Source organism: Streptomyces sp. NPDC005070 (assembly GCF_053600395.1).
The window spans coordinates 23,118-30,431 of record NZ_JBSFZS010000098.1; the positions used below are offsets into that span (position 1 = coordinate 23,118).

The 7,314-nt window shown below is 70.1% G+C and carries 6 protein-coding genes; 4 read left to right on the forward strand and 2 right to left on the reverse strand.

The genetic code is table 11. The features are described from left to right. Both ACWEBX_RS27780 and ACWEBX_RS27785 read right to left on the reverse strand, forming a co-directional pair. On the reverse strand, window positions 1-1,134 hold a 1,134-nt coding region (locus tag ACWEBX_RS27780; RefSeq protein WP_451887531.1), incomplete at its 3' end, for an SCO5717 family growth-regulating ATPase. Window positions 1,135-1,531: 397 nt separating this feature from the next. Continuing rightward, the gene (locus ACWEBX_RS27785) at window positions 1,532-1,828 is read right to left on the reverse strand and encodes a DUF397 domain-containing protein (RefSeq protein WP_451887532.1); all 297 of its coding nucleotides are present in this window, start codon (window positions 1,826-1,828) and stop codon (window positions 1,532-1,534) included. A gap of 264 nt (window positions 1,829-2,092) precedes the next feature. Here ACWEBX_RS27785 and rpsO point away from each other — a divergent pair, with 264 nt between their 5' ends. The 4 genes from rpsO to dapB all read left to right on the forward strand — a co-directional run bounded on the left by rpsO (window position 2,093) and on the right by dapB (window position 7,117). Next, the gene (gene rpsO, locus ACWEBX_RS27790; protein WP_081219736.1) at window positions 2,093-2,383 is read left to right on the forward strand and encodes a 30S ribosomal protein S15; all 291 of its coding nucleotides are present in this window, start codon (window positions 2,093-2,095) and stop codon (window positions 2,381-2,383) included. Between the two features lie 362 nt (window positions 2,384-2,745). After that, complete coding sequence (locus ACWEBX_RS27795) at window positions 2,746-4,962, forward strand: polyribonucleotide nucleotidyltransferase (RefSeq protein ID WP_451887533.1); 2,217 nt, start codon at window positions 2,746-2,748, stop codon at window positions 4,960-4,962. Continuing rightward, window positions 4,959-6,338 (forward strand): M16 family metallopeptidase, encoded by a 1,380-nt coding sequence (locus tag ACWEBX_RS27800; RefSeq protein ID WP_451887534.1) that lies wholly within the window; start codon window positions 4,959-4,961, stop codon window positions 6,336-6,338. The genes ACWEBX_RS27795 and ACWEBX_RS27800 overlap by 4 nt, the downstream gene beginning before the upstream one ends. Window positions 6,339-6,364: 26 nt before the next feature. After that, window positions 6,365-7,117, forward strand: coding sequence for a 4-hydroxy-tetrahydrodipicolinate reductase (gene dapB, locus ACWEBX_RS27805; RefSeq protein ID WP_386987958.1), 753 nt, complete (start codon window positions 6,365-6,367; stop codon window positions 7,115-7,117). Window positions 7,118-7,314 lie beyond the last annotated feature (197 nt).

A 7,314-nucleotide genomic window follows, 5' to 3' on the forward strand; every position in this document is an offset into this window, starting at 1 on the left:
CGTACGGACTGCGCCGTCGGTCTCGGCCGGGGCGGCGGCCGGTACCCCGGTGGACCCGGAGCCGGGAGAAGCGACGAGGGCGTCGGCGGGGGCGGCCCGGTCGGCCACCGGCGCGTCGCTCACGCCCACGCGCTGGGACTGGGAGGCCGCCTCAAGCGACTGATAGGCGAGCACGGGATCGACGACGGGCGCGGGCTCGGACGCGGCCACGGGCTGGGCGGGAGCCGCCTGCCCGGTCCGGCCGTCGTCCTCCGGCTGGACCAGGGCCAAGGCCACGGGGGCTCCCGCAGCCTCGGCTGCGTCCTCGCCGGACACCGTGCCCTCGTCGCCCCGGTCGTCGCCTTCGGCGGAGGCGGGCGCGTCCTCGGTCTCGGCCTGGGCGTCCCCGCCGCCGGCTCCGGAGGCGGGCGCGTCCTCGGCCCCGGCGTCCTCGGAAGCCGTCCGCTCCGCGATCTCACGCTGCAGCGCGACAGCGGAGAACCGCATGGTCGCGCCGCTCTCAAGGTCCCCGTTCCCGGAATCCTGTAGGTCGGAAGCGGTGCTGGGAACGGCGGCGGCCGGAGCGGCAGGCGTCCACGGCGCGGGGAACCCGCCCGCGGGGAGGTTCGGCAGCGCGGTCGGGCCGCCGACCTCGCCGACCGGAGCCGGAGCCGGAGCCGGCGCGGGCGCGGGCGCGGGTACGTGAGGCTGTACGACATGGGGCGGTGCGACAGGCGGCCGGACGTCCGCGGGCCCGTGCTCGGGACCGGCGACGGGCGCCGAACCGGTCACCGGAGCAGCCGTCGGCCCCTCCTCGGCGGCAGGCGCGCCCTCCGAGGCCGCCAGGTCACCCGTAGGCACCGCGTCCTCGGAACCCGGCGACTCCTGCCGCTCCCCGGCGTCCTTCACGCCCTCGGCTTCCTTCAGGCCGTCGGACTCCCCGGGGCCCTCCGAGCCCACCGGACCGTCCGAGTCCCCCGAGTCGCCCGTGCCCCCCGAATCCCCGGAACCGGCCGAGGCGTTCTGCGTGTACCAGGCGGGCGGCGCGTAGTCGATGGTGAACTCGCCCGTCGTCTCGACGGCGGACTCGGCGTCGGACTGGTCATCGCCGGGCGTGGCCCAGCCCCCGCGGATCCCGTCCCGATCGCTGTTCACAATTCCTCCTGGTGTGGTCGAGCACTCGCAAGCCGTGCCGGGTCGACCGTCTGCTTGTCGTCCGTTGACGTTCACGGACGACCGAGGCCGCCCGAAGTCCGTACGAGACCGCCCGAATTGACCGGCCCCCCGGATAACGCGAGCCCCCCGTGCACGGGTTCAGGCGTCGCGCCCGGTCCCAGCCTAATCACCATGACTGTTCGCGGGGCAGGCCCGTCCACCGCACCGCGGCAGCCCGTTACGGCACACCCTGCCCAGAAGTGGCCTACGCACGCTCACCATTGACCCCGAAAGCGGACAAACAATGGCACCCGGAAGACCACTTGGGGTACGGCCGGGCAGACAAAAGGGCCGCCGCGGAAGACTCTCCGCACCGGCCCCGGTTCTCGATGTCCCGCTACTCCGTCGGCAGACCACCCGCGTGCGGAGCCGGCTCCAGATCGAACTCGCCGTCCCGGGCGCCCAGCACGAAGGCCCGCCACTCCGCCTCCGTGTACCGGAGGACCGTCCCCGGGTCGAGGGAGGACCGCATGGCCACCGCGCCCTCGGGCAGGTGGGCGATCTCGACCCGCTCCTCGTGCTCCTCGGTGCCCGGCGCGCTCTGCCATTCGGCGCCCGAGATGTCCATTGCGTAGAGCTCGTCCTTCTCCCGCTCCTTGCGTGCCCTGACGTCGTTCTCCGCTTCCTCGGCCATGTTCCGCCGGCCCCTTCCCCACGTATGAATGACCTCTGCCGTCACCCTAGTGGCCTGGTACACACCGTCCGGGAAGGTTCGCGGACCCGGACAGACGTATCCGGCCAGGCTGGTACCCTGTGAAACGGCCGTTTGTGTACGCACCTCCGGAGCACAGCTCTGAAGGCCGCGCCCAGCGGATCCCCGCCTTCCGAGTCACGGAAGCTCCCCTGAGAATTCGACCAGGGGCACTCGGTGGCAGACACGAGACTACAAGGAGTAAGCGTGCCGCTCGACGCCGCTACGAAGAAGCAGCTCATCAGCGAGTTCGGTCAGAAGGAGGGCGACACCGGCTCCCCCGAGGTCCAGGTCGCCATGCTCTCGCGCCGGATCTCGGACCTGACCGAGCACCTCAAGACCCACAAGCACGACCACCACTCCCGCCGTGGTCTTCTGATCCTGGTCGGCCAGCGTCGCCGCCTGCTTCAGTACCTGGCCAAGAAGGACATCCAGCGCTTCCGTGCGCTGGTCGACCGCCTGGGCATCCGCCGCGGTGCGGCCGGCGGCGCCAAGTAAGACGCCGTGAAGGGAGCGGTTCCCACCTCTTGGGGACCGCTCCTTTTGCTGTATGTGCTGCCGAGGGCGCTCTCTACGTGCGGAGTGTCACCGACGCTTTGTAGTGTGGTAGCACAACGCAATACGCAGGAAACAGCACGTACGAACACAGCGTGACGAAGCCCTACCCGCCGGGTAGGGCATCTCACGACAACGAACGAGGAGAAGCGCGCCTCATCGCCGCCGGTCCTCGGTAGTGGCTCCCGGGCGCGACAGCCCCGGGTGCTTCGATCGAAGACCGGCCCGCACCAGAAGGAGCGCTTCTCCGCCACCGTCCCCCTGCCACACGGGCAGGACGGGACGAAGACGAGGAGAAAACGCTAGTGGAGAACGAGACCCACTACGCCGAGGCCGTTATCGACAACGGTTCCTTCGGCACCCGCACCATCCGCTTCGAGACGGGCAGGCTGGCCAGGCAGGCCGCCGGCTCCGCCGTCGCGTACCTGGACGACGACACCATGGTGCTGTCGGCCACCACCGCTTCGAAGAAGCCCAAGGACCAGCTCGACTTCTTCCCCCTGACGGTGGACGTCGAGGAGCGGATGTACGCCGCCGGCAAGATCCCCGGCAGCTTCTTCCGCCGTGAGGGCCGTCCCTCCGAGGACGCGATCCTCACCTGTCGTCTGATCGACCGCCCGCTGCGTCCGTCCTTCAAGAAGGGCCTTCGCAACGAGATCCAGGTCGTCGCCACGATCATGGCGCTCAACCCCGACCACCTGTACGACGTCGTGGCGATCAACGCCGCCTCCGCGTCCACGCAGCTCGCGGGTCTTCCCTTCTCCGGCCCGGTCGGCGGCGTCCGCGTCGCGCTGATCAACGGCCAGTGGGTCGCGTTCCCGACGCACACCGAGCTCGAGGACGCCGTCTTCGACATGGTCGTCGCCGGTCGCGTCCTGGAGGACGGCGACGTCGCGATCATGATGGTCGAGGCCGAGGCCACCGAGAAGACCATCACGCTCGTCCAGGGTGGCGCCGAGGCGCCGACCGAGGAGGTCGTGGCCGCCGGTCTCGACGCCGCGAAGCCCTTCATCAAGGTCCTGTGCAAGGCGCAGTCGGACCTCGCCGCGAAGGCCGCCAAGCCGACCGGCGAGTTCCCGATCTTCCTGGACTACCAGGACGACGTCTTCGAGGCCCTGACCGCCGCGGTCAAGAGCGAGCTCGCCCAGGCGCTCACCATCGCCGGCAAGCAGGACCGCGAGGCCGAGCTGGACCGCGTCAAGGAGATCGCCGCCGAGAAGCTGCTCCCGCAGTTCGAGGGCCGCGAGAAGGAGATCTCCGCCGCGTACCGCGCGCTGACCAAGAAGCTCGTCCGCGAGCGCGTCATCAAGGACAAGGTCCGCATCGACGGCCGCGGCGTCACGGACATCCGTACGCTGGCCGCCGAGGTCGAGGCCATCCCGCGCGTGCACGGCTCGGCGCTGTTCGAGCGTGGCGAGACCCAGATCCTGGGCGTCACCACCCTCAACATGCTCCGCATGGAGCAGCAGCTGGACACCCTCTCCCCGGTGACCCGCAAGCGCTACATGCACAACTACAACTTCCCGCCGTACTCCGTCGGCGAGACCGGCCGCGTCGGCTCCCCGAAGCGCCGCGAGATCGGCCACGGCGCGCTCGCCGAGCGCGCGATCGTGCCGGTCCTGCCGACCCGCGAGGAGTTCCCCTACGCGATCCGTCAGGTGTCCGAGGCCCTCGGCTCCAACGGCTCGACGTCCATGGGCTCGGTCTGCGCCTCCACGATGTCGCTGCTCAACGCCGGTGTGCCGCTGAAGGCCGCCGTCGCGGGTATCGCCATGGGTCTGATCTCTCAGGAGATCGACGGCCAGACGCACTACGTCGCCCTCACCGACATCCTCGGTGCGGAGGACGCCTTCGGCGACATGGACTTCAAGGTCGCCGGCACCAAGGAGTTCGTGACCGCCCTCCAGCTCGACACCAAGCTGGACGGCATTCCCGCCTCCGTCCTGGCCGCGGCCCTCAAGCAGGCCCGCGACGCCCGCCTCCACATCCTCGACGTGATGATGGAAGCGATCGACACGCCGGACGAGATGTCCCCGAACGCCCCGCGGATCATCACCGTCAAGATCCCCGTGGACAAGATCGGTGAGGTCATCGGCCCCAAGGGCAAGATGATCAACCAGATCCAGGAGGACACCGGCGCCGACATCACGATCGAGGACGACGGCACCATCTACATCGGTGCCGCCCAGGGTTCGCAGGCCGAGGCCGCGCGCGCCACGATCAACTCGATCGCCAACCCGACCATGCCGGAGGTCGGCGAGCGCTACCTGGGCACCGTCGTGAAGACGACGACCTTCGGCGCGTTCGTGTCGCTGCTCCCGGGCAAGGACGGTCTGCTGCACATCTCGCAGATCCGCAAGCTCGCAGGCGGCAAGCGCGTGGAGAACGTCGAGGACGTCGTCGGCGTGGGCTCCAAGGTCCAGGTCGAGATCGCCGAGATCGACTCCCGCGGCAAGCTCTCCCTGATCCCCGTGATCGAGGGCGAAGGCGACGATGAGAAGAAGGACGACACCGACCAGTGACGTCGAGTAGCTCCACGACGACGGCCCGCACCTCTTCTGAGGCGCGGGCCGTCGCCCGTACCCAAACCCTCATCAAGGGTGCGAACGGCATCGGCACGGTCCGCAAGACCACCCTGCCCGGCGGCCTGCGCATCGTCACCGAGACGCTCCCCTCCGTGCGCTCCGCCACGTTCGGCATCTGGGCGCACGTGGGCTCCCGCGACGAGACGCCGTCTCTGAACGGCGCCACGCACTACCTGGAGCATCTGCTCTTCAAGGGCACCAGCCGCAGGTCCGCCCTGGACATCTCCTCGGCGATCGACGCGGTCGGCGGCGAGATGAACGCGTTCACGGCCAAGGAGTACACGTGCTACTACGCACGCGTGCTCGACACCGACCTGCCGCTGGCCATCGACGTCGTCTGCGACATGCTCACCGGCTCGCTCATCCTCGAGGACGACGTCAACGTCGAGCGCGGTGCCATCCTCGAAGAGATCGCGATGACCGAGGACGACCCGGGCGACTGCGTGCACGACCTGTTCGCGCACACGATGCTCGGCGACACCCCCCTCGGCCGCCCGGTCCTCGGCACGGTCGACACCGTCAACGCCCTCACCGCGGACCGCATCCGCCGCTTCTACAAGAAGCACTACGACCCGACGCACCTCGTCGTGGCCTGCGCGGGCAACGTCGACCACAACAAGGTCGTACGCCAGGTCCGTGCCGCCTTCGAGAAGGCCGGCGCCTTCAAGTACGCCACGGCCGCCCCCATCGCCCCGCGCGACGGCCTGCGCAGCATCCGCACCGCGGGCCGCGTCGAGCTCCTCGGCCGCAAGACGGAGCAGGCCCACGTCGTCCTCGGCATGCCGGGCCTGGCCCGCACCGACGACCGCCGCTGGGCCCTCGGCGTCCTGAACACCGCCCTCGGCGGCGGCATGTCCTCGCGCCTGTTCCAGGAGGTCCGCGAGAAGCGCGGCCTGGCCTACAGCGTGTACTCGTACACGTCGGGCTTCGCCGACTGCGGCCTCTTCGGCGTCTACGCGGGCTGCCGCCCGAGCCAGGTCCACGACGTCCTCAAGCTGTGCCGCGACGAGCTCGACCAGGTCGCCGAGCACGGTCTCTCGGACGACGAGATAGGCCGCGCCATCGGCCAGCTCCAGGGCTCCACGGTCCTCGGCCTCGAGGACACCGGGGCGTTGATGAACCGGATCGGCAAGAGTGAGCTGTGCTGGGGCGAGCAGATGTCGGTCGACGACATGCTCGCCCGGATAGCGTCGGTCACCCCGGACGAGGTCCGTTCCGTCGCCCGGGACGTCCTCGGACAGCGGCCCTCGCTGGCGGTCATCGGTCCGGTCAAGGACAAGCAGGCGTCCCGGCTGCACGACGCGGTCGCGTAAATCCCGTCTCGGTAAGGAACGAAGCAATGAGCAAGCTGCGCGTGGCGGTCCTCGGTGCCAAGGGCCGGATCGGAGCCGAGGCGGTACGAGCCGTCGAGGCCGCCGACGACATGGAGCTGGTGGCCGCGCTGAGCCGTGGCGACAAGCTGGAGACGCTGGTCGAGGCCGGCACCCAGGTCGTGGTCGAGCTGACCACCCCGGCCTCGGTGATGGGCAACCTCGACTTCTGCGTCCGGCACGGCATCCACGCCGTGGTCGGCACGACCGGCTGGACCGAGGAGCGCCTCGCGCAGCTCGGCACCTCGCTCGCCGCGTCCCCGGAGACGGGCGTGCTCATCGCGCCCAACTTCTCCATCGGGGCCGTCCTGACGATGAAGTTCGCCGAGGCCGCCGCGCCGTACTTCGAGTCCGTCGAGGTCGTCGAACTGCACCACCCGAACAAGGTGGACGCCCCCAGCGGCACCGCCACGCGCACCGCTCAGCTCATCGCGGCGGCCCGCGAGCGCGCCGGCAGCGCCCCGCAGCCCGACGCCACGGCCACCGCCCTGGACGGCGCCCGCGGCGCCGACGTCGACGGCGTCCCGGTGCACGCGATCCGGCTGCGCGGCCTCCTGGCCCACCAGGAGGTCCTCCTCGGCGGTGAGGGCGAGACCCTGACCATCCGCCACGACTCCCTCCACCACAGCAGCTTCATGCCGGGCATCCTGCTCGGCGCCCGCCGCGTGGTGACCACCCCGGGTCTCACGTTCGGCCTGGAACACTTCCTCGACCTCGGCTGAGCCGGGGACGTACGACAGTTAGCCGGCAGACATGCGCGCGAAGATCACCTATGCCATCACGGCCGCCGTCCTGGTCGTCTATTTCGTCCTGGTCGGCAGCCGGGGCGTGCTGCTCATCCAGAACGGCACCCTGATCACCGTCACCTTCGGTGTCGCGGTGCTGATCCTGCCGGTCATCGGCATCTGGTTCCTCTGGC

What these genes read in the sequence shown, in the direction of transcription:
- ACWEBX_RS27785 (WP_451887532.1), bottom strand. Translation starts at nt 1,828, where the DNA reads ATGGCCGAGGAAGCGGAGAACGACGTCAGGGCACGCAAGGAGCGGGAG.
- dapB (WP_386987958.1), top strand. Translation starts at nt 6,365, where the DNA reads ATGAGCAAGCTGCGCGTGGCGGTCCTCGGTGCCAAGGGCCGGATCGGA.